The 471-nt window shown below is 56.5% G+C and carries 1 pseudogene; it reads left to right on the forward strand.

What is annotated here, in order from left to right:
* Positions 1-471 (forward strand): annotated as a pseudogene (locus tag BT147_RS15725) (collagen-like protein); the annotation flags it as partial.

The raw sequence follows: 471 nt of genomic DNA on the forward strand, positions 1-471 counted from the left end.
CACGGGGCCTCAAGGGAACACAGGGCCTCAAGGCAGCACAGGGACTCAAGGCGACACGGGACCTCAAGGCAGCACAGGACCTCAAGGCAGCACAGGGCCTCAAGGCGACACGGGACCTCAAGGCAGCACAGGACCTCAAGGCAGCACAGGGCCTCAAGGCGACACGGGACCTCAAGGCAGCACAGGACTTCAAGGTGACACGGGACCTCAAGGCAGCACAGGGCCTCAAGGTACCACGGGGCCAACTGGATCCTTGGCTACAGGTGATTTCTTATTCTTCGTCCAAGGAAATACGGGGACGAGCGGAAGCTCACCTCTAGGTTTTGGAGAAACGCTGAACTTTATATCCGATTCACTAGAGATTAATGTAACCACTGGTTCTGCCAATGTGAGATTAGAAGTTGTGACAGGAACAAACGGTCCAACCGGAGCTACAGGACCTCAAGGCAGCACAGGACCTCAAGGCAGCAC

This window comes from Thermoactinomyces sp. DSM 45891 (assembly GCF_900119485.1).
Classification (GTDB): Bacteria; Bacillota; Bacilli; order Thermoactinomycetales; family Thermoactinomycetaceae; genus Baia.